At 70.9% G+C, this 20,937-nt stretch carries 9 protein-coding genes and 1 pseudogene; 2 read left to right on the top strand and 8 right to left on the bottom strand.

Features of this window, described 5'->3' with window-relative positions; all coding sequences use genetic code 11:
- Positions 1–29: 29 nt before the first annotated feature.
- The 3 genes from ACFZCY_RS26730 to ACFZCY_RS26740 are packed head-to-tail and all read right to left on the bottom strand — an operon-like array spanning position 30 to position 6,814.
- Positions 30–2,207 carry a PQQ-binding-like beta-propeller repeat protein gene (locus ACFZCY_RS26730; protein WP_391178376.1) on the bottom strand — a complete coding sequence of 726 codons (2,178 nt, stop codon included), beginning with the start codon at positions 2,205–2,207 and terminating at the stop codon, positions 30–32.
- 7 nt (positions 2,208–2,214) lie between these two features.
- A complete protein-coding gene (locus tag ACFZCY_RS26735) occupies positions 2,215–4,431 on the bottom strand; it encodes a PQQ-binding-like beta-propeller repeat protein (protein ID WP_391178379.1) in 2,217 nt (738 codons plus the stop codon).
- A 10-nt stretch (positions 4,432–4,441) separates the two neighbouring features.
- Positions 4,442–6,814, bottom strand: a complete 2,373-nt coding sequence (locus ACFZCY_RS26740) for a PQQ-binding-like beta-propeller repeat protein (RefSeq protein WP_391178383.1) — start codon at positions 6,812–6,814, stop codon at positions 4,442–4,444.
- Between the two features lie 314 nt (positions 6,815–7,128).
- Here ACFZCY_RS26740 and ACFZCY_RS26745 point away from each other — a divergent pair, with 314 nt between their 5' ends.
- Complete coding sequence (locus tag ACFZCY_RS26745; RefSeq protein WP_055556888.1) at positions 7,129–7,359, top strand: DUF397 domain-containing protein; 231 nt, start codon at positions 7,129–7,131, stop codon at positions 7,357–7,359.
- 434 nt (positions 7,360–7,793) lie between these two features.
- Here the strand turns inward: ACFZCY_RS26745 and ACFZCY_RS26750 are convergent.
- From ACFZCY_RS26750 to eccD, 5 genes and pseudogenes are all read right to left on the bottom strand, one after another.
- Positions 7,794–8,203 (bottom strand): annotated as a pseudogene (locus ACFZCY_RS26750) (serine/threonine protein kinase); the annotation flags it as partial.
- A gap of 58 nt (positions 8,204–8,261) precedes the next feature.
- Positions 8,262–10,388, bottom strand: a complete 2,127-nt coding sequence (locus ACFZCY_RS26755) for a PQQ-binding-like beta-propeller repeat protein (RefSeq protein WP_391178387.1) — start codon at positions 10,386–10,388, stop codon at positions 8,262–8,264.
- A gap of 68 nt (positions 10,389–10,456) precedes the next feature.
- Positions 10,457–12,613: a PQQ-binding-like beta-propeller repeat protein gene (locus ACFZCY_RS26760; protein ID WP_391178390.1), complete on the bottom strand. Its 2,157-nt coding sequence runs from the start codon at positions 12,611–12,613 to the stop codon at positions 10,457–10,459.
- Positions 12,614–12,636: 23 nt separating this feature from the next.
- Positions 12,637–14,235: a PQQ-binding-like beta-propeller repeat protein gene (locus ACFZCY_RS26765; protein ID WP_391178393.1), complete on the bottom strand. Its 1,599-nt coding sequence runs from the start codon at positions 14,233–14,235 to the stop codon at positions 12,637–12,639.
- 1,075 nt (positions 14,236–15,310) lie between these two features.
- A complete protein-coding gene (gene eccD, locus ACFZCY_RS26770; RefSeq protein WP_391178396.1) occupies positions 15,311–16,780 on the bottom strand; it encodes a type VII secretion integral membrane protein EccD in 1,470 nt (489 codons plus the stop codon).
- Positions 16,781–16,944: 164 nt separating this feature from the next.
- Between eccD and eccCa the strand changes: the two genes are divergently transcribed.
- Positions 16,945–20,895 carry a type VII secretion protein EccCa gene (gene eccCa / locus ACFZCY_RS26775; protein WP_391178399.1) on the top strand — a complete coding sequence of 1,317 codons (3,951 nt, stop codon included), beginning with the start codon at positions 16,945–16,947 and terminating at the stop codon, positions 20,893–20,895.
- The last annotated feature ends 42 nt before the right edge of the window (positions 20,896–20,937 follow it).

The raw sequence follows: 20,937 nt of genomic DNA on the forward strand, positions 1-20,937 counted from the left end.
TGGCCCATAGCTGCTCGTCTGCTCGTCCACTACTCGTCGAGTGGAAGGGCGCACACGCTGGTACCGCGCACGGCGATGAGCCGCTTGGCCTTGGGGAGCGTCATGATCGTCGGGGATATGCCGCCCCGGTCGCCGAGGGGGCTCTGGAAGGTCCAGGCCACGCGGTGGGTCCGCAAGTCGATCGCGGCGATCCACTGGGCGTCGTTGTCCGGCGAGACGTAGAAGTACCTCCCGCTCACGGTGGAGTTGGCCGCGAAGGAGAGCGACGACGCGTTGGCCTTGTCCTCTTCCCACAGCAGGCGGCCGCTGCGGGCCTCCAGGGCGATGAGGCCGTTGTCGCGCTCCGTCGTGTAGACGACATCGTCCTTGAAGACCGGCGGGCCGTAGTGGCCGGCCGACGCGTCGTAGTCCTCGCCGAACTTGCGGCCCTTGCCGAAGCTCCACGTGGTCCCGCCATCGGAGAGCCGCAGCGCGAGCAGTTCCTCGGCACCGAGGAACAGGTGGTCCGAGGAAACGGCATGCCGCCTCCCCCCGTTCAGACCGCCCGTGTTCTTCTTGGGGACCCGCGCCGACCAGCGGGTCGCCCCGGTGCGGGCGTCGATCCGGGAGACCGACTCCCCCTGTGTGCGGAGATACGACGAGCCCATGGGGGTCGCGGTCAGGTCGTCGAAGGTGTCGGCCGGCGTGGGCATCCGGCGGCGCCACACCTCCTTGCCGGTCCGGGAGTCGACGGCGAACCGCACCCAGCCCTTGCGGGTTTTCCCTTCCAGGACCAGGGAGCGGCCCATCGCGATCACCAGACGCGTCTCCAGCACGTCGAGGCCGTCGATCCGGGCCAGCGGCGCCCGGAAGCTGCCCGTGCCGAGGTCGACGGGGACGAGGTGCTGCGGGTCCCTGTCGTCCAGCGTGAACAGCCGCTCACCGTCTGACAGGACGGTCTTCGGGTCACCCACCAGCTCGCTCTCCGCACGCCGCTCGCCGGTCCTCGCGTCGACGAGGAGCAGCCGGCCCTCGGTGACCAGCGCCAGGTCGTCTCCGACGGGGAACGGGACGATGTCTCCGATGCCCTCGCCCTCGACGTTGGCCTTCCACACCATGCGCGGCGCTCCCCCGGACGCCTTCGGGGACGGCCCCGTCCCCGGGGTGCCCGCGCTGTCGTCGTTGCGGGCGAGCAGGCCCCAGGCGCTCGCCGCGCCGCCCGCGACGAGCACGCCCCCGCCGAGGGCGAGCAGCCTGCGGCGGGTGACGCGGGGCCGTCGCGACGGAGAGGTCAGGGTGGTGAAGTCCTCCTCCGGTACGGGCAGTCGGGCGGGCTGGATCTCCCATACGGCCGCGCTGCGCTGCGCGATGTCGGCGAGCACCGCGTCCGGAAGGTGGTCCACGATGTCGCCGATGCCGTCAGCCGCCCCGTCGTGGAAGAGGGTGCCGAGTTCCGCCGTGCCCGGGCGCCGCGCCGGGTCCTTGGCAAGGCATCGCTCCAGTGCGGGGCGCAGCCCGTCCGGCACGCCGGTCAGGTCCGGCTCCGCGTACCGCACCCGGTAGAGCAGGTCCGCGGGTTGTCCGCTGCCGAAGGGCGGGCGGCCGGTCGCCGCGAAGACCAGCACCCCGGCGAGGGCGAAGACATCGCCCGCCGGTGTGTGTTCGCCACCCACCGCCTGCTCCGGCGACATATAGGCGGGCGTTCCGGCCGCCGCGCCCGTACGGGTCAGCCGGTCGTCGCCCGCCGCCCGGGCAATGCCGAAGTCGATCACCTTGGGACCGAGGGCGGTCAGCAGGATGTTGGACGGCTTGAGGTCCCGGTGCACAACGTCCGAGCGGTGCAGTTGGGCGAGCGCGTCACACAGCACCGCGCCCAGGACGCGCACGGTCGGCTCCGGCAGCGCCCCGGCAAGCGCGACCGCCTCGTCGAGCGGCGGACCGAGGACATATTCAGTGGCGAGCCAGGGCGTCGGAGCAAGCGGATCGGCATCGACGACCTGCGCGCCGTACCGTCCGCCGACGACGCGGGCGGCGTCGATCTCCAGCCGGAAGCGGGTGCGGAACTCGGTCTGCGCGGCGAACTGCCGGTGCATGGTCTTGAGCGCGACCGTGCGACCTCCGGCCGACCGGCCGAGGTACACGGTGCCCATGCCGCCGCTGCCGAGGCGGGCGACGAGGGTGTACGCGCCGAGCCGCTGGGGGTCGTCGTGGGTGAGGGGATGCGCCATGTCCGAATCAGTCCACCGGCAGTGCGTAGAGGGAGCTTCCGTTCACGACGAGGGCCAGGCCGGGCGCGGTGTCCACATAGCCGCTGAAGGCGCCGGCGCCCTGGCCGCTGCCGACGGGGGTGAAGCGCCAGCGCAGCGATCCGTCGGCAGCGTTGAGCGCGTCGATCTCGGAGGCGTTCATCTGGAGCACGGTCCGGCCCGCGTGGCTGATCACCGTCTCGCTGTAGCGCATCTGGCCCATGGCCTCGACGGCCGCCGCGTGCCGCCACCGCAGTCGACCGGTGCGTGTGTCGACGGCGTACGTGACACTGTCCTCGTCGGTGACGCAGAGGGTGCGGCCCCGGATGGCGGGCTTGGTGTACATGTATCCCTTGGTCGTGAACCGCCAGCGCCGCCTGCCGCTGGTGAGGTCGTGCGCGCGGACGGCCCTGTTGTCACTGGCGATCAACAGGTCTCCGGGGGCGACGGTCCGGAAGACCCCTTGGTATGCGGCGGTCACACCGTCATAGGTGCGCGTCCACAGCGTCTTGCCGTCCCGCTGCCGGAGCGCCGCGTACGACCAGGTCTTCTCCTCGGTGCCGAGAAAGCCGCTGCCCGGCGGGCCGTTGTTCTCGACGATGAGCGTGCCGCCGTTGGGCACTCCGGGGCCCTGCTCGTCGCCGGCCGAGCCAAAGGAAGACAGCGGAGTGCGCCACAGTTCCTCACGCTTCTCGAGGTCATAGGCGATCACCATCGGCTTCGGGCGGTCTCCCCCGCCGGAGGTCCCGGCCATGAACCAGAGCGTGTTGCCGCGGTTCGCCAAGGGGCCCAGAAACGCGGGGAGTTTGCCACCGTCGTACCTCCGCTCGGTCCACGTGACCTTTCCGGTGCGCACCGAGACGGCCGCGAACTCGCTTTCGGCCATGCCCGCGCGGGAGCTGAGGAAGAGTCCCCCGGCGAGAGGCATGAGCGTCTGCGAGGCCCACATGTTCTCGCGGGTCCAGAGCTTCTTGCCGTCGCGCAGTCGCACCGCCGTCACGGCGCTCGTTCCGGCCATCAAGGCGACTTCCCCGCCCGCGAGCACGGGCGGACCTTCGAGGACGAAGTCGATGTCGCGCCGCCACAGCGGGGCGGGAGCGGCCCCGCGTACGGACAGTGGAGCCGGACGGGTGGGTCCGTCGTCCGCCGTCGCGCGCCACGCGGCCACCCCTCCCGACCCCAGGACGAGCCCCGCCACACCGGCCAGGCCACCGAGGGTCAGTGAACGCCGGGACGGTCCGCTGCCCTCGTCGCGGCCCGTGGGCTCCGTCGCGTCCGGCGCCACCTCCACCGGATGGCGTGCGACCTGTTCGGCGAGGGCTGTCGCGATGGGCTCCGGCAGACCGCCGCCGCCCGAGCCCGTGGACGTACGGAGCGCCTGGAACAGGGCGGCGGGCTGGGGCCGGTGCGCGGGGTCCACGGACAGACAGGCGGTGATCACTCCCCGGAAGGCTTCCGGAAGCGCTCCGGTATCGCCCGGCGACGCCGCTGTCCCGCCCGGTATCCGGCCCGTCGCGGCGTAGGCCAGCACCGCGCCGAACGCGTACACGTCGCCGTGCGGGTGCGGCCGTTCGCCCGCCCGCTGCTCCGGCGGCAGGGCGGCGGAGTCCACGCCGAGCAGTCCCGCACGCTCGGTCCGGTCCAGCGCCGCGGCCCGGACCAGCCCGTAGCCGGTCAGCCGCGGGCCATCGGCGGTGAGCAGCACCGCCCCCGGCGAAACCCCAGCGAACACCAGGCCGTTGGCATGCGCGCCCACCAGCGTCTCGGCGAGGGCCACGCCCAGCGCACGGACCACGGGCTCCGGAAGCGGGCCGCCGTGCACGGCTAGGGCGGAGGGGAGGGTGAGCGCGGGGAAGCAGCCGTGGGCGACCCAGGGGAGCGGTGCGTCGGCCGGCGCAATCGCCTCGACAGGCGCTGTCCAACGGCCGGTCACCCGCCGGGAGTTCTCGGCCTCCGCCCGGAATCGCACCCGATAGGCCGGGTCGTCGACCAGCGCCGGGTGCGGCAGCGTCAGGACCACGGTGCGGCCCCTACGGTCGTCGCGCGCGAGGCAGCGGCGCGCATCCTGGGCCGCGCCGTGTCCGTCGGAGCGCGCGGCTCCGCCCGCGGTGTCCCCGTCCCACGGGGTGAGGACACGGTACGGGCCGATCCGCTCCGTACCGTCGTCGGTCGCACCGACCCGGCCGTGCACGTACGGCGGTTCCATGGTTCCTTCCCTAGTCCAGCGGCAGCGCGTACACGCTCTTGTGGCCGATCACGACGACCCGGTCGTCCGTCGCCGCCACCTTGCGGCGGGTCGGCCCCTTGCCCGCGGCGCCGCCCGCGTCGGCGAAACGCCACAGCAACGCGCCATCCTCGGCGTCGAACGCGTCCACTTCCGTGTCCCCGGCGATCAGCATCCGGTGTCCCGCCGGGCTGACCACCGTGTCGGGGGTGCGCGGCGCGGACAGTGCCTTCATCACGAATCCGTACGTGCGCTGCCAGCGGATCCGGCCGGTCGCCGCCTCGATCGCGTGGAGGGCATAACCACCGTCCGCGGCGTACACGGTCTTCCCGTGCAGGAGGGGCAGCCCGAAGTCGGTGCGATGGCCCTCGCCGTCCTTCCCGAGGGCCGCGACGGACCACAGCCCCTTGCCGCCCCGGACCGCGTCGAACCCCCGCAGGGTGCTGCCGACCGCGGCGATCAGTGTGCGCTCGGCGTCGGTCGTGACCATCCCTTCTGCGCTCACATCCGGATAAACCCGCTGCCACAGCTTTTTTCCGACACTCCGACTGAAGGCCATGGCCTCCTTGGTCTTCGCCCTCTGGCCACCATGGCTCAACACCACGAGCGCGTCCTTGAGGAGATGCCCCTCGGTGAAACCGGCCGGCAGCGCACCGCGCCACACCTCATCGCGTCGACCGACGTCATAGGCGACCACGACACGGCCGCTCCCCTCCCGCGTCTCGGCCGTGAACCACACCGTGGTCCCATCGACCGCGAGCAGCCCCTCGAAGGACGTCGGCGCGCCCGACCGGAAGTCCTTCGACCGCCACCGGATACGCCCGGTCCGCGGCTCCAGCGCCGCGATCCCGTCCCCCGGCACGAACAGCGCGTCCTCGCCACCCGCCCAGGGCTGTCCCTTCGGGCGGAGTCCGTCCTGCGTCCAGAGCCGCTTGCCGGTCCGCAGATCGATTCCCGCGACGGATCGCTCCCCGGTGAGGACCGCGACCGCGTCACGCCAGATGAACGGGGCGTACACCGGAGCCGCGCCCTCGATGCCGTAGCGCCACGCGGGCGCGGGCGGCGCGCCCTCCACACGCCGCCGAGAGCGGCGGGCGGCGGCGAGGCGCTGGGCCGGGGTCGGCGGGGCGGGCGGGTCCGGCTCCGTCACCGCCCAGGTGAGACCGCCGCCCGCGGCGAGACCCGCCGCGCCTCCGGCAACGCCCACGAGCAGGGAGCGCCGGGAGGGGCTGAGGACCTTCGGGGACGCGGGCGTCCCCTCGGTGGTCCCGCCGGACGCCTCCGTAGCCTCGGTCGGCAGCGCACCCGCCGCCGTCCCGGCCTCGGGCACCGACTGCGGGTCCGGCTCGATCTCGGCCGCCAGCACCGTCGAGGACTGCTCGGACAGCGCGACGACCAACCGCCCGGGCAGCCAGCCCGGTCCGAGCAGGCCCGCGGCCCGGCTGATCCCAGCGTCCAGAGCGGTCGCCCCCGGCCCGCAGCCGTGCGTCGCGGACGGACCGCCGAAGGCGCCGTCGACGACCGCGGGCAGCGCCCCCGCGGGTGCCCGAGCCGCGCTCGGGGCGGGCAGCGGGACGCGTACGCCGCGCATCAGCTCGTCCAGCAGCGCCCTCGCCGTCGGCCGGTCCGCCGGGTCCGGGGCGAGGCACGAGCGCAGCGTGTCCCTCAACTCCTCCGGCAGCGCGTCCGCTTCGGGCCGCGGCCGCCCCGTCGCGGCGTACGCCAGCACCGAGCCCAGCGCGAAGACGTCCCCCAGGGGGCGCGGCCGACCGCCCGCGAGCTGCTCCGGGGGCAGGGCGTCGGCGTCCAGCCCCGGCAGCCCGGCTCGCGCCGCGCCGTCCGGCCCGGCGGCCCGTACCGCGCCGAACCCGGCCAGCCGGGGACCGTCGTCCGCCAGGAACACCGTGCCCGGCGCGACCCCGGCATGCGTGAAACCCGCCTCGTGCACCTGATCCAGCGCCTCAGCCAGCGCCGCGCCGACCGCCCTTACGGTGCGCACCGGCAGCGGCCCGCCGTACACCTCCAGCGCGGCGGACAGCGGCAGCATCGGCAGGTACGGAGACACGCTCCACGGTGGCTCCGTACCGTCGCCCGAGACCTCCACGACAGGCACGATCCCCCGGCATCGCGAGGCACCGGCCAGCAGCCGCGCGTTCTCCGCCTCTGCCCGGAACCGCTCCCGGTACCCGGCGTCGTCCGCCGACGCCACCGGCGGCGCACTGACGACGACCGTACGATCGCCGCGGCCGCTGCGGGCGATGAAGCACCGCGCCACCACCGCGACGTCCCTCGCACCCGGATCCAACCGCGCGACGAGGTGATACGGCCCGATCCGCCGCGGGTCGTCCCGGCTCAGCGGCTCCACGAGCGCCTCCCACCGCCGACGGGGGTGTGCACCACGTCAGCCACCGCTCAGGCTCCGCTGTCCGCGCCTGCGCCCATGCCTGTGCTCATACCGAAACAGGTCGCAGCGAACGTACTCACGTGCAAGGCCCCCTCGTTGTACTGCTTCCTGCTCGTGTCATGCGCGCGGCAGTCACCCTACCCGGCGGCTCAGGGCCACCTCCTTTCGGCATGGACTGGCGGTGTTCGATTGCCGCTTTGCGCAGTGGTGGATGAGACTGTCCGTCAAGAGCCGTGCGGGTCGTTCCCGCGGTATTGCGAAGGGATTCTCCACCGATGGCTGACGCCAAAGAGAAGGCCGAGCTGTACGCCCTCGACATTTCCGGTGTCGAGTGGCTCAGCGCGCCGGGCAGCACCACCGAGGAACGAGTGGAGATCGCCTATCTGCCGAACGGGGCCGTGGCCATGCGCAACTCGGCCGACCCCGAGACAGTGCTGCGCTACACGGAAGCCGAGTGGCGCGCCTTTGTGCTCGGCGCGCGGGACGGGGAATTCGACGTGCGCTGAGCGCGGTTCGCGCGATGCGCGCAGGGGGCGCACACCGGCGGGCGTACGCCCCCTCGGCACGTCCCGCGGCTTCCCTGCGGAGGCCCAGGGTGACGTGTACCGGATCTCGCTCCGTGCAGGGAAGCTGAAACCAGGGGAACTGACCGCTCGGTGAGCCAGATGCCGCCCAGGTCGTGGACCGGAAGCGGACTCGATACCGCCGTGCCTCCGGATTTCAGGGAGCCGATGTCGACGGGGCCCCACAGGGCGGCGGCGCGGTGCCCTCCTCGTAGTGCGCCAGCGGCTTCGCATCCCAGGGCCGCGCACCGCCCGCCGTATCCTCGCCGCCGCTCAGCGGCCATCACGCCCCCCGCCGCGAGGATGGCGAGCAGCCTGCGCCGGGCAGAGCGGGACAGCTCGTCACCGGGCATGGCGGCCACTGCCCGCCCTTATACAGGCCCGGTCCGCCACCCCAGGACCTGGTCGGGCGCGGCATAGCCGGAGTGGCGAGCGACCGCGGTGGTCGTGAAGGTGAGGCCGTATTCGGGGCGGGCGATACCGAAGTCGATGATCCTGGGGCCGCGCGAGGTCAGCACGATGTTCGACGGCTTGAGGTCACGGTGCACAAGTCCGGCCCGTGGATCTCCCGCAGCGTCCTCACCAGCGCCGCACCCAGCCCTGTCGCCCGGCGCCCCGCACCGCTCGACCACCTGATCGAGCGTGGCCCCACCAGGAACTCCGTAGCGATCCACGGCCGCCCGCCCTCGGCCTGCGGCGCCAGCACACGCGCCACCCCGCCGACCCCAGTACCCGTAAGGCGATACGGACCGAGGCGACGGGGATCACCAGTGCCAAGGGGGTTCATGGGGCCGGGTCTCCTGGCGATTGGGGGACGGAAGCCGAGGGGCGGGGGAGAGAAAAGGTCATTCGAGCGGGATGGCACACACGGTTTTCCCGTTGGTGATGATGACCATGCCCGCGCGGTGGTGCGCCGCCATGACGGAAGGGGAAAAGGTGTCCTTGTCGCCGGAGGGGCCCTGGAATGTCCACGCGGTGCGATGGGTCCGCAAGTCGACAGCTCTGGCCCACTGGTTGTCCTCGGGCGCGCAGTAGATGTATTTCTCGCCGACGAGCGGCGTGGATTCATAGGCTTCGGAGGTCGTCATTTGCCTCCCGGCTTCCTTCTTCTCCTCCCACAGGAGGTCGCCGCGCTCAGCGTCCAGGGCGAGGAGGCCGTTCCCGCGCTCCGTACAGAAGACCACGCCATCTTTGACGACTGGTGGTCCGTAGTGCTCCTTCGCCGGATCGTAGGTGTCGCCGAACTTCCGCCCCTTGCCGAATCGCCAGGCGATCTCTCCGTCGGAGGCGTGCAGCGCCAAGAGTTCCCGTCCACCGGTGAACACTCGATTCCCCGCGGCTGCGAAGCAGGTGTCCAGGGACGTCACAGCGTCCGATCCGCGCGGGATCTTCTTCGACCAGCGCGGGGTCCCCTTGCGCGGATCGATCGAAGCGGCCCGGTCACCGGAGAAGCGCAGGAGCGAGGAACCGGTGGAAGCCGCGGCAACCGGGTCACTGGTGTTCGGGGCGATGGCACGGTGCCAGAGCCGCTTGCCCGTGTGCAGACTTACGGCGGAGCGCTCGTCGCCACTTCCCGTATAAGCCTCTGTGAACAGCGTGCCGTCCGCCACGGTGAGGAGCTTGACCTGCATGCCCAAATCGTCGGTACCCACGATCGGCGACTCGAGGTTTCCCGTTTCGAGGTTGACAGGGAGGATGCCGGAGGCATCGTCCGCGCTGTCCGATTGATAGGTGAGCAGCCGGTCGCCGTCGACGACGACGGGAAGCGTCCGGTCGGTCTCCCCACGCTTTTCGCCCGTCTTGGCATCCACACAGAGGAGTCCGTCGTCGTGCACGATGACGACATGATCGCCCACGATGAGCGTCTTGAGCTCGCTGAATGCCGAGGGCACCCGTACCTTCCATCCCAACAGCGGCGCCGCACCGGCCGGGCGTCGGGTGGAACGGGCCTTTGCAGCTGACTTTTCACCGGGCGTGCTGTCCGACCGGACCAAGGCCCAGGTGCCGGCCGCCGCACCTGCCGCGAGCGCACCGCCACCACCCACGGCGGCGATCAGCTTGCGCCGGGAGAGCCGGGCACCGAGCTCCCTCGTCCGAGCCGTTTCCGTGCTGGGCTCCGTCTCGGGCGCGGGAAGTCTGGCTGGCTGGATCTCCCATACGGCGGCCCCGAGCCGCGCGACCTCCGCCAGGACGAGGGGCGGCAGATGGGCCGCGAACTGCCTGGTGCCGGTGCTGCCCAGCCGCTCAGCCAGCTGCGCCGCACTCGGCCGTTGGCCGGGGTCCTTGGCGAGGCACTCCGCCAACGTCGCGCGCACCCCCTCCGGTACTTCGGAGAGTTCCGGCTCCGCGTACCGCACCCGGTAGAGCAGGTCCGCGGGTTGTCCGCTGCCGAAGGGCGGGCGGCCGGTCGCCGCGAAGACCAGCACCCCGGCGAGGGCGAAGACATCGCCCGCCGGTGTGTGTTCGCCACCCACCGCCTGCTCCGGCGACATATAGGCGGGCGTTCCGGCCGCCGCGCCCGTACGGGTCAGCCGGTCGTCGCCCGCCGCCCGGGCAATGCCGAAGTCGATCACCTTGGGACCGAGGGCGGTCAGCAGGATGTTGGACGGCTTGAGGTCCCGGTGCACAACGTCCGAGCGGTGCAGTTGGGCGAGCGCGTCACACAGCACCGCGCCCAGGACGCGCACGGTCGGCTCCGGCAGCGCCCCGGCAAGCGCGACCGCCTCGTCGAGCGGCGGACCGAGGACATATTCAGTGGCGAGCCAGGGCGTTGGAGCAAGCGGATCGGCATCGACGACCTGCGCGCCGTACCGTCCGCCGATGACGCGGGCGGCATCGGTCTCCAGCCGGAACCTCGTGCGGAATTCGGCCTGCTCGGCAAAGTGGGCGTGCACGGTCTTCAAAGCGACCATGCGTCCCGTGGAAGAGCGGGCGAGGTAGACAGTGCCCATTCCGCCGCTGCCGAGGCGCACGATGAGGGTGTACGACCCAAGGGTTCGCGGGTCGTCGTGGGTGAGAGGAGCAACCATCGGTATCGGTATCAGTCCACTGGCAGTGCGTAGAGGTTCTGTCCGTTCAGAATGAAGACGCGTCCTGGCGTGGAGCCCACGACAAGGCCGGGAACGGCGGCCGTTTGCCCCTTTCCAGTCGGCGCGAAGCGCCACCGCAGCGAACCGTCCGCCGCATCGAGGGCCTCGATTTCCGAGTCGGTCACCTGGAACACCGTGTCTCCCGAATGACTCACCGCAGTCTGACTCGTCAGCCAGGTGGACCCGGTGGGAATGGAGCTCCGGCGCCGCCAGCGCAGACGGCCACTGCGCACATCGACGGCATGCGTGACGGCGTTGCGATCCGTAACGTAGACCGATCGCCCGTGGGCCACCGGGCTGCCGGGCGAGCTTCCTTCGGTCCCGATCCGCCACCGCTCCTTACCACTGTGGATGTCGTGCGCCCTTATCCCGTCGTCTCCGCAGAAGATCAGAAGGTTTCCGGGGACCACCAGACGTGCCTCGTCGGAATCGCTCTTCGCACCCCGATACGTCCGACTCCACTGTTTCCGGCCAGTACGGCGGTCGAGGGCCATGAACGACCCGGTCTCCTCGCCCTCGTCGTCATAGGCCGGCAACAGCAGCATGGTGTTGAGCAGAAACGCGGAGGGCGGACCATCCGGTTGATCCGAACCCTCTGCCCGATACGGTGCGGGAAGCGGGGTGCGCCATACTTCCTTCCGCTTTCCGCAGTCATAGCGGACGAGCGCGTGGTCACTGCCCGACAAATCCCCATCCGTGTACTTCTTGATCTTGAACCACACGGTGTCCCCGTCCGCCCCGAGGGTCTGGTAAATCATGGGCTTTTCGACGCCGCTGTACCGCCTCTCCACCCACCTGATCCTTCCGGTGGCCAGCGAGACGCCGGAGAAGGCGGTGGTGTCCGGGGAAAGGAACATGCCGTTCCCGAGCAGTGTCAGAGGATCCATGGGGTAAAGATCGTTTCGTGACCAGATCTTTCTGCCGCTCCGCAGATTCAGCGCGGTCACGGACTCGGCGGTCGCGACGAGGGCGGTCATCCCCCGCCGTGGCAGCTCTGCCCGGTCCAGTTCGCTCCCGAAGTCATAGCGCCATAGCGGCGCGGGCGCGGTGCCCCGCAGCATGGCCGTCCGACGAGGTCCTGACTCTTCCCCGGCCGCCCGCCATCCGGCCACCCCACCCGCTCCGAGTGCGAGGCCCCCAGCGCCGGAGAGGGCACCGATGAGCACCGCGCGCCGGGACGGCCGCGGCCGTGCGGTGGCGCGCGCCTCCTCGGAGGGCGATTCGTCAAAGGGGCCGGGCGGACTCCCGGGGGCCTTCGCGGAACACTCCGCGGCCTGCTCACCGATAGCCGCGACGACGGTCCTCGGGAGACTGTTCGCGGTGTCGCGGGCCGATGACGCGCGGAGACTCCTCGCCAGAGCAGCCGGCTGGGGCCGCTGTCCGGGTTCGTGGGACAGGCAGGCGACGATCAGGTCGCCCAGCCCGCCCGGCATCAGCGCGCGAGTCTCGTCGGTGAGATCCCTGCGCCCCGTCGCGGCGTAGCAGAGCACCGCGGCCAGCGCGTATACGTCTCCCTCCGGCCGCGGCCGTTCACCCGCCGCCTGCTCCGGCGGGAGACTGAAGGGGTCGATGCCGTACGGCCGAGGGCCACAGGACCCGGCCAGTGCTGCGGCCCGCGCCAGTCCGTACCCGGTCAGCCGGGGGCCGTCGGCCATCAGGAACGTCGCTCCCGGCGATATCCCTGCGTGTACGAGGCCGCTCGCATGCCAGTGGGCGAGCGAATCCGCGAGGACCGCGCCCAGGGCTCGCACCGTGGATTCCGACAGCGGACCGTCGTGAGCGGCCAGGGCGGAGGGGAGCGAAAGGGCTGGGAGGCAGGCATACGCGACCCAGGGGAGGCTCGCGTCGGGCGGTCCCACGTCGATGACCGGGGCCTCCCAGAAGCCCGTCATACGGCGGGAGTTCTCGGCCTCCGACCGGAAACGAACCCGGTAGCCGAGATCGTCTGCGAGCTCTTCGTGCGGCAGCATCAGCAAGGCCACACCACCCGTGCGGTCGTCCCGCGCGATGCGGCGACGAGCGTCGTCGGTGTGCTCCTCGGCGCCCGGCATGCCGAGGAAGCGATATGGGCCGAGCGCCGTGGGCTCGGTCTGCTGCTGGGATTCCATTCACTCCTCCGGACGGCCGTGACTCAGCGCAACGGCAGTGCGTAAACGCTCCTACCGCTGACGACGACCGCCAGGTCGTCCGTGAGAGCCACCCTGCGCCGTGCCACGACGGTCCCCTTGCCGACCGCGGCACCACCATCGGTGAAACGCCACCGCAGTGTGCCGTCATCCGCGTCAAAGGCGTCCAGCTCTACGTCGTTCGCCATCAGCACGGTGTCTCCTGAAGGGTTCACCGCCGTATCGGGTGCACGAGTCCCGGACACCCCCGCCATAGCGAAGGCATACGTGCGCTGCCACCGCACGCCCCCGGTGGCCCTGGACAGCGCGTGTACCGCATAGCCGCCGTCGGCGGCGTACACCGTGTCACCGTGCACGACGGGGGAGCCGAAGTCGGCCGGGCCCCCGGATTCGGCCTCGCCCTTTGCCTTGACGGTCCACACAGGCCGGGTGCCGCGTGCCATGTCGTATCCGCGCAGGGTGGTGCGGACGGCGGCGACGAAGGCGTTGTCAGCCGCGACGGCGACCGGTGTCCCTGCCGTCACGTCCTCGTAGGAGCGCCTCCACCGGCGCGTCCCACCGGTACGGTCGAACGCCATGAACTGTTCGCCGCGTACGACAAGGGCGTCCTTCGTCAGGTATCCCTCGTCGAAGCGGCCGGGCAGCGGGCTACGCCACAGTTCCGCCCGCCTGTTGAGGTCATAGGCGATCACCGCACGGCTGTCGACCCCCTCCTTCCGGCCTTCCACCGTGATCCAGACAGTGCCGCTCTCCGCCGCGAGTACTGCGCCGTACGGAGTTCTGCCACCGGAGCGGAACTCTTTCGGCAGCCACTCCATGTCTCCTGTTCGGGGATCCACAGCCGCGAGCTCGGCACCCGGCACGAGCACCAGGTTGTCTCCGACGGGCTGGAGCGGGCCCCGGGCGCGGACGTCGTTCCGGGTCCAAAGCCGCTTGCCCGTACGGGCGTCGAGGCCCGTGACGTCCTTGTCAGTGATGAGGACGACGGTCCTGCCCGCGCAGACGAGCGGAACCTGTGCCGACGGCCTGCCCTCGACGTCGTATCGCCACAGCGGCCTGGGCGGGGCACCTTCGAGTCGGCGGCGGGAGGAATGGGCGGCTGCCAGGCGTTCGGCCGGTGAGAGCGGCGGGGCGTCCTCGGCTGTCCCGGCCCACATCGTGCCCCCTCCCACGGCGGCGCCTGCCGTGCCACAGGCCGCGCCGATGAGCAGGGCTCGTCGGGAGGGAGGGGCGGCGTCCTTCGCCCCGGTGCCTTCGGCGGTGTCAGAGCGCCCGGACACATGGGTCGGCGGATGCGGGACGCCGGTCGTGCCGCGCCGGTCGGCGGTGGTGCGCTCGGGCGTGGCCGTGAGGCCGGTCCCGGCGGGGGCCACCACCTCCTGTGGGGTCGCCGTCTCCGCCGCTTCGGCCGGCGCCACCGCTTCGACCTCCGCGGCCAGCACCGCCGAGGACTGCTCGGACAGCGCGATGACCAGGCCCACCGGCAGCCAGCCCGGACCCAGCAGGCCCGCGGCACGGCTGACCCCGGCGTCCAGAGCGGTCGCCCCCGGGCCGCCGCCCTGCACGGGCGGACCACCGGAGACGCCGTCGACAACCGTGCGCATCGCACCCACAGGTGCCCGGGCCGCACTCGCGGCAGGCAAGGGGCCACGTACGCCACGCATCAACTCCTCCAGCAACACCCGCGCCGTCGGCCGATCCACCGGATCCGGAGCAAGGCACGAGCGCAACGCGTCCCTCAACTCCTCCGGCAGCGCATCCGCTTCAGGCTGCGATTGTCCCGTCAACGCATACGCCAGCACCGAGCCCAGCGCGAAAACATCCCCCAACGGCCGCGGTCTCCCGCCCGCGGCCTGCTCCGGTGGCAGAGCACCGGCGTCCAGCCCCGGCAACCCGGCCCGCGCCACACCATCCGGCCCCGCAGCCCGCACCGCACCGAACCCGGCCAGCCGAGGCCCATCACCCGCCAAAAACACCGTGCCCGGCGCAACCCCGGCATGCGTGAACCCCGCCCCGTGCACCTGGACCAGCGCCTCAGCCAACGCCGCGCCCACCGCCCGCACGATATGCACCGGCAGCGGCCCTCCATACGCCTCCAACGCGGCGGACAACGGCAGCATCGGGAGATAGGGCGACGCGCTCCACGGCAGCTCCGCACGGTCCCCCGGGCGCGTACCGTCACCGCCCGAACCGTCGCCCGCGACTTCCGTGACGGGCACGATCCACCGGCAGTGCAAGGCACTGGCCAGCAACCGCGCGTTCTCCGCCTCCGCCCGGAACCGCTCCCGATACCCGACGTCGTCCACCGACCCCATCGGCGGCGCACTGACGACGACCGTACGATCACCACCGCCACTGCGACCGATGAAACACCGCACCACCAGCGCGACATCCCCCGCACCCGGATCCAACCGCGCGACGAGGTGATACGGCCCGATCCGCCGCGGGTCATCCCAGCTCAGCGGCTCCATGCTCCCCCCCGTGGTCTACTGAACGATGCCGCTCGAGCTGATGGGCATGCCCGCGGAATCCGTAGCGCCCTCCACCCTACCCACCCCAACTCTGCCGCCAAATGACGGCCGTCGGCGGCCCGGAAACAGCGGCGCCCAGCACAGCAAGGGGCGTGCACCATGCGGCGCGCGCCCCTTGGCTTGCGGGACTGACCCCTTCAGCACCCGGTCAGCTGGTCATCCCCCGCGCAGAGGAGTACAGGTCCAGAACCGCCAGGCACAGGGGCACCAGGGACAGCAGCAGGGCACCCTCGGCGAGGTCCGAGAACCTGCCCCAGAAAGGTGTGAGGCCCTTCTTCGGGACGATCAGACCGATCGCGGTGATCAGCGCGGCGCCCGCGGCGACGGCCGCCGTCAGCCAGACGGTACGGACGTCCATGTCGCCGTGATGCCCCAGCACGAGCTCCCGCACCGCGGAGGCCGGCGGGTTGAGTGACAGCCCCAGAATGAGCAGCGCAATGGCCGCGAGCCCGGCGCCGAGCACGCACATCACCTGTGCGGTGTAACGGAACAGCCGACCGCGGAACAGCATCGACAGGCCACCGGCGAGGGCGAGGAGCTGCCCCCAGACGGACGAGGAAAAGCCGAGCACGGCCGCCGCCCCGACGACGACCGCGGAACAGCCGCCGACAAGTCCGAGCAGAAGTTCGTGGCCACGCCGCGCCTGGACGGCGATGCGCTCGGCGTCGACGGGCTCCGCCGGGGCCGGGCTCTCCGGGTCCTCGTCGAGATCGATCCGGTCGGCCTGGCCCCGGGGGGCGACGTAGGCGATGGGCAGGCGGGCGACACGAGCGGAGAGACCGGGCAGGAACGCGATGGCACCGACCCCGACCGCCATGCTGACCGCCGCCGTGTCCGCGGCACCGGCGCCGGTGAGGATCTGGCAGAACGACGCCAGAGTGCCGAAGACGGAGAGGAAGACCGCGGCCACGAAGGGAGCGTCACCGGACGGCATCAACGCCACCAGGGCAACTGAGACGACCAGGACGCACACACAGCCGAGCAGGAACTGCAGCCGCCCGATGCCCTCCCCTCGGTCCAGCGGGAGAATCCCCGAACCCGCGATCATGGCGTGGGGCAGGGAGGCCAGGCCGAGGGTGATGGCGGATGCCTGGTCCTGATACACCCTGGCGCGAACGCCCGCGTAACCCGCCAGGAGCACACTGACCAGGCCGGCGATGATGCCGGGCAGGCTGTGCATGTCGTGCCGGACGGGGTCGGCGAACCAGGCCGCGAAGCCCATGAGGATCAGTAGCAGGGACCCGCCGACGAGGCCGGAGACACGCAGGAGGCCCTCGTCCCACAGGGTCCGGTCACGGGTGACCGCGGAGGCGATGGCGTCGGAGACGTCATCGTGCACCGCGGGCGGCAGGGACTGCGAGAACGGGCGCATGAACAGCAGATCGCCGTCGAGCGTCCGCTGGGCCGCGAGTGAGCGGTGACCGTCCAGGACGGTGCCGTCACGGCGGACCAGGTGAAATCCGACCGGGGCGCCCACAGCCTGGCTCTGACCGGTCAGCCGCAGAATTTCCGGATAAAGATCCGCCACGGCGATATCATCCGGAAGAGCGACATCGATCCGACTGTCGGGCGCGACGACCGTAACTCGGCAAAAGCCGGTCGTAATGGTCGAATTCATCTGCAGGTTCCCCTTACTCGCTGTCGCGCACGCTGCGGCGAATCACCCTACCGGGAACCATCCGACGCCCATGCACGTAGTATCGCCCTGCGTCGCGCGCGAGGTGCCGCCACGGGGGCGCCGGTCCACAACTGTCCAGCCCATGCCGAGGGATTGATACGCCGGTGAGTCAGATCGTCGTGAAGCGACCACCTCGGGCCACTCCGCCCGAAGTTCCCACGAATGAACTACGCCTCGAGGCGCCTCCCGAGCTTTCCCGCGGCCAGCGGGAAGGCATGGCGATGCAACTCCTGCCGATGCTCGGCATGGGTTCGTCGGTCGTCTTCTTCTTCATGCCGAACTCTGCCCCGTTCATGAAGATCATGGGCGCGATGATGCTGGTGTCGACGGTCGCCATGGTGATCGCGCAGGTCGCCCGGGCCCGCAAGGATTCCCAGGGGGAAGCGGCCGAAGGCCGCCGTGACTATCTGAAGTATCTGGCGAACGCCCGCCGGAAAGTGCAGCGCACGGCCCGCGCTCAGCGGGACACCCAGTTCTATCTGCACCCCAGCCCCGAGCAGCTGTGGTCGCTGGTGGCCGAGGGCAGCCGACTGTGGGAGCGGCGGATCGGCGACGACGACTTCGGGCAGGTCCGCATCGGTCTGGGCCCTCAGGAACTGTGGACGCCCCTGGTGGCGCCCGAGACGGCACCGGTGGATGAGCTGGAGCCCCTGTCCGCCGGGGCCATGCAGCAGTTCCTGGCGGTCCACGGCACGCTCGAGGACCTGCCGATGGCCGTGTCGCTGCGGGCCTTCTACCACATGACCATCTCCGGAGAGCAGGAGTCGGTACTCGGCAGCGCGCGCTCGCTGATCGCGAGCCTCACCGCGCTGCACTCCCCCGACGACCTGGTGGTCGCCGTCGTGACGGCGGCCGGGACGACGGACCAGTGGGACTGGATCAAGTGGCTGCCGCACGCGCAGGTGCCCGGCACAGTCGACGGAGCCGGGACGAAGCGGCTGTTCAGCGACAACGTTCCTGAAGTCGAGGATCTGCTGAAGAGCTGGCTGGACGGGCGGTCGCGGTTCAACCCCGAGGGACAACCGCTGCTGGACCAGCCGCACGTCGTGGTCGTGCTCCAGGGATGCTCGGTGCCGCCGGACTCGCTCCTGGCCGCCCCGGAAGGGCTCCAGGGGGTGACCGTGGTGGAGGTCGTGCCCCAACAGATGGACGAGCCCAGGGGCGGACTGTCCCTGGTCGTGCATCCGGACCGGCTGCGGGTCGAGGCGGGTACGGCCGTCTACCGCGGAAAGCCGGACACACTGTCGGTCGAAGCGGCCGAAGCGCTGGGACGCCAACTCGCACCGCTGCGGATGAGCGTCGGCGGCGAGGACGACGAGCCCCTGCTCTCCAATCTCGAATTCACCGATCTGCTCGGACTGGGCGACGCGGCGGCCGTGGACACGAACGTCACCTGGCGCCCCCGGTCGACCGCGGAGCGGCTGCGCGTGCCGATCGGTATCGGCGAGGACGGCTCACCGGTCATGCTCGACCTCAAGGAAGCCGCTCAGGAAGGCATGGGTCCGCACGGCCTGTGCGTGGGGGCGACCGGCTCCGGCAAGTCGGAGCTGCTGCGCACGCTGGTACTGGGCCTGGCCGTCACCCACTCCTCCGAGACGCTGAACTTCGTCCTCGCGGACTTCAAGGGCGGTGCGACCTTTTCCGGAATGGCGACCATGCCGCATGTGGCCGCCGTGATCACCAACCTCGCGGACGACCTCACCCTGGTCGACCGCATGCGGGACTCGATCAGCGGTGAGCTGCAGCGCCGACAGGAACTGCTGCGCTCTTCGGGCAACTACTCCAACCTTCACGACTACGAGAAGGCCCGCGCCGCCGGGGCGCCCCTGGAGCCGCTGGCCTCCCTCGTCCTGGTCATCGACGAGTTCAGCGAACTCCTCAGCGCCAAACCCGACTTCATCGAGATGTTCATCCAGATCGGGCGCATCGGCCGCTCACTGGGTGTCCATCTACTGCTGGCCTCGCAGCGGCTGGAGGAAGGGCGGCTGCGCGGACTGGACACCTACCTCTCCTACCGGGTCGGTCTGCGTACCTTCTCCGCCGCCGAGTCCCGCGCCGCCATCGGTGTGCCCGACGCCTACCACCTGCCCTCGGTGCCCGGCTCCGGCTATCTCAAGTTCGGTACCGAAGAGATGGTGCGCTTCAAGGCCGCCTACGTCTCCGGGACCTACCGGGCCGCCACCACCATGGTGGCGGGAAGCGGCCCCCTCCCCACCGACCGGCGGCCGATGCTGTTCACCGCCACACCGGTGCCCGTGCGTTATGTGGAGCCCGACGCGGACTTCACCTACACGCCGGAACGCACTGACGACGCCCTCGCCGACACGGTCCTCGATGTGATCGTGCGGGGCATAGAGGGCCAGGGGCCGGCAGCCCACCAGGTATGGCTTCCGCCGCTCGACGAAGCCCCGGCCCTGGACCAGATCCTCTCCACGCTCGCCGTCTCGCCGGAGCGCGGCCTGCATGTGACGGACTATGCGCGCAGCGGCGGCCTGGTCGTCCCGCTCGGCATCGTCGACAAGCCCATCGAGCAGCGGCGGGAGATCCTTTACCGCGACTTCTCGGGCGCGGCCGGCCACATGCTCGTCGTCGGCGGCCCCCGCTCCGGGAAGTCGACCGTGCTGCGCACGCTCATCAGCACCTTCGCCCTCACCCACACACCGCACGAGGTCCAGTTCTACGGCCTGGACTTCGGTGGCGGCGGCATGATCGCCATCGATGATCTGCCACACATCGGCGGAGTGGCGTCCCGCCTCGACCCCGAGAAGATCCGTCGTACCATCGCCGAGGTCACGGGCATCCTCAATCAGCGTGAGGAGTTCTTCCGGGACAACAACATCGATTCCATCGCCACCTACCGTCAGCTGCGCGCCTCCGGGCAGTTGCCGGGCGAGCCATGGGGCGATGTCTTCCTGCTCATCGACGGCTGGCAGTCCTTCAAGACGGACTACGAGATGCTGGAGCCGATCGTCGCCGACATCGCCACGCGCGGTCTCGGCCTCGGCGTCCACCTGGTCGCCACGGTCACCCGCTACATGGAAATGCGGGCGGCGCTCAAGGACCAGTTCCTCGGCCGCCTGGAGCTGCGGCTCGGTGACCCCCTGGACTCCGAGTTCGACCGCAAGGTCGCGGCAAACGTGCCGGTCGGCTCACCGGGCCGAGGGCTCACCCCCGAAAAGCTCCACTTCCTGGGCGGTCTTCCCCAGCTCGAAAGCACCTCCGAGGACGGGCAGGCGGCGGCCACCGCGACCTTCGTCAAGGCGGTGGTCGACAACTGGCCCGGCCCTCACGCGCCGCAGGTCCGGATGCTGCCGAGGACGCTGCCGGTCCGGGACATCCCAGGCGGTGCCGACGAACCCCACCGCGGGGTCGCCATCGGCATCGACGAGATGCACCTCAAGCCGGTCTTCATCGACTTCGACAACGACCCGTTCCTCGCGGTCTACGGAGAGACGGAGTCCGGGAAGACCGCGCTGCTGCGGCTGCTGATCAAGCAGATCACCGAGCGGTACGGCCCCGACGAAGCGCTGTTCATCGTCGGCGACTACCGGCGCAGCCTGCTGGAGTGCGTACCCCAACCCCATCTGGCCGGCTACGCCACCACACAGAACGCCTTCGACAAGTACGTCGCCGACATGGACACCCTCATCGGCAGCCGTATCCCCGGCACCGACGTCACACCCCAGCAGCTGCGCAACCGCAGCTGGTGGAAGGGGCCGCGGGCCTTCATCGTGGTGGACGACTACGACCTGGTCGCCACGTCCTCCGGCAACCCCATGGCCCAGCTGGTGGACAACCTTCCCTACGCGCGTGACGCGGGCGTCAGCATCATCGTGGCCCGCAACACCGCGGGCGCCGGCCGCTCGTCGTACGAGCAGTTCATCCAGCGCTTCAAGGAACTCGGCGCGCAGGGCGTACTGCTGTCGGGCCCCTCCGCCGAGGGTGAACTCATGGGCCCGGTGAAGGCACGTCCGCTCCCCCCCGGCCGTGCCGTGTTCGTCTCCCGCCGGGGAGACGCGTCGCTGGTCCAGACAGCCTGGCTGCCCACCGACTGATCCGGGCAGCGAAACGGTTGAAGCCCTCGGCGGTCCTGGACC

It is taken from the genome of Streptomyces sp. NPDC007983 (genome assembly GCF_042958345.1).
In the GTDB taxonomy this organism is placed as follows: domain Bacteria; phylum Actinomycetota; class Actinomycetes; order Streptomycetales; family Streptomycetaceae; genus Streptomyces.

Excerpts from the sequence above, each read along its gene's own strand:
- ACFZCY_RS26765 (WP_391178393.1), bottom strand. The coding sequence starts at position 14,235 with ATGCGCACGGTTGTCGACGGCGTCTCCGGTGGTCCGCCCGTGCAGGGC.
- ACFZCY_RS26735 (WP_391178379.1), bottom strand. The coding sequence starts at position 4,431 with ATGGAACCGCCGTACGTGCACGGCCGGGTCGGTGCGACCGACGACGGT.
- eccD (WP_391178396.1), bottom strand. The coding sequence starts at position 16,780 with ATGAATTCGACCATTACGACCGGCTTTTGCCGAGTTACGGTCGTCGCG.
- ACFZCY_RS26745 (WP_055556888.1), top strand. The coding sequence starts at position 7,129 with ATGGCTGACGCCAAAGAGAAGGCCGAGCTGTACGCCCTCGACATTTCC.
- ACFZCY_RS26730 (WP_391178376.1), bottom strand. The coding sequence starts at position 2,207 with ATGGCGCATCCCCTCACCCACGACGACCCCCAGCGGCTCGGCGCGTAC.
- ACFZCY_RS26760 (WP_391178390.1), bottom strand. The coding sequence starts at position 12,613 with ATGGAATCCCAGCAGCAGACCGAGCCCACGGCGCTCGGCCCATATCGC.